The organism is Cellulophaga sp. BC115SP (genome assembly GCF_009905545.1).
GTDB classification, from domain to species: domain Bacteria; phylum Bacteroidota; class Bacteroidia; order Cytophagales; family Spirosomataceae; genus Flectobacillus; species Flectobacillus rivi.
On record NZ_JAAALB010000135.1, the window covers coordinates 1 to 1,446 of the forward strand.

Genomic DNA, 1,446 nt, shown 5'->3' on the forward strand with positions numbered 1-1,446 from the left:
ATGCAAAACCGAAATCATTCCCATTTGAACACCCTTCTTTTTGCCAAAAGTCTCTATGGTTTGCCACGAAGCCTGAAACAAACTATCATAAACCTCTTTGGTTTGGTATAAGGTTAATGGGGTTAACTCTTGGGGCAAGGTGAACACAACATGGAAATATGGAACAGGCAATAAGTCTGACTCTCTTGCCTGTATCCACTCCTCTCTTTTATGTCCTTGGCACTTATTACAATGTCTGTTCCGACAAGAATTATAGCTAATACTAATATTCCCACAGCTATCGCAAGCATCTATATGACCACCTAAAGCAGAAGTCCTACAGCGTTCAATAGCCAAAAGTGTCCGTAGTTGCCACGTGTTTAAACCCAAATCAGAAACACTTTTCCCTAAACGTTGAAGTACTTGAGCTACTTCGTATTCGGGCTGCATTCCTTAAAGAGTGTATCTAAAGGACTGAATGGCTTCACTCGACCATTTTGAGCAATATGCAAATACTCCATCGTCGTCTCAATGTTCTCGTGACCCAATAAGTCCTTCAGCGTGATAATATCAAGACCATCTTCTAACAAGTGAGTAGCAAAGCTATGACGAAGCGTATGCACATGAACGTCCTTCAAAACCCCAGCTCGCTTAGCCGCTTCCTTGACAGCCCATTGTACTCCCTTTTGACTGTAACGACTGTCGAAATCACCGCCCCGAACGGATGTTCCCGCACGTCCGTTAATTTGTCCTCCAAAAAGGTATTCAGCAGGTTGTTCGGCTGAAATATACTTCTTTAAACCACGAATCAAATGGTCTGAAAGTGGAACATATCGGTCTTTCTTACCCTTACCTTGAACAACTTTTAAAGTCTTTCGGTCAAAGTCTAAATCGGCTAAACGAATACTTCGCACTTCAAGACAGCGAAGACCGCAACCGTAAAGCAAGCCAATCAAAATGCGATGTTTGAGCAGTGGACAATGCTTGAGCATAGACCAAACTTCTGCTTTACTCAGTACCACGGGCAGTTTTTTCTCTTTTTTAATCTCAGGAAGATGAAGATAAGAATAAGGTAAGCCTTCCGTTTTTAGTAAAAAACGAAGTCCGTAAACGGTATGTTTAAAATACGTTTGGGAAGGAGTTTGAGACCGCTTTTGAAGCATAAACAGATATTCATGTATCTGTTCTTGGTCTAATAGCGTTGGGATTTGACCATAGTGAAGGGCGATAGCGGCAACATGACGAGCATAGTTCTCAAAAGTGCTTTTACTTCTACCTAAAATAGAAATATTACGCTCGAAACGATAAAGAAGAGCTTCAAAGTCAGCTACTTCTACTTTAGCACGGTGAATGAGTTTATCAACTCGTAATTCATCAACATTCTTTTTTTGTCATCTTAAAAATAGTTTGTAATTTATGCAAAGATAAAACTGGAGAGGCAAAAGCTACCAGAGGTTTAGTTCAACA

Annotated in this window: 2 protein-coding genes; both read right to left on the minus strand. The window is 40.5% G+C overall.

All coding sequences use genetic code 11. From position 1 onward, the window contains the following. Window positions 1–429, minus strand: a 429-nt coding sequence (locus tag GVN22_RS27215; RefSeq protein WP_205691062.1) for a transposase zinc-binding domain-containing protein, incomplete at its 3' end; no start/stop codon positions are given. Continuing rightward, window positions 408–1,142, minus strand: coding sequence for a tyrosine-type recombinase/integrase (locus tag GVN22_RS27220; RefSeq protein WP_205691063.1), 735 nt, complete (start codon window positions 1,140–1,142; stop codon window positions 408–410). The genes GVN22_RS27215 and GVN22_RS27220, both read right to left, overlap by 22 nt. Window positions 1,143–1,446 lie beyond the last annotated feature (304 nt).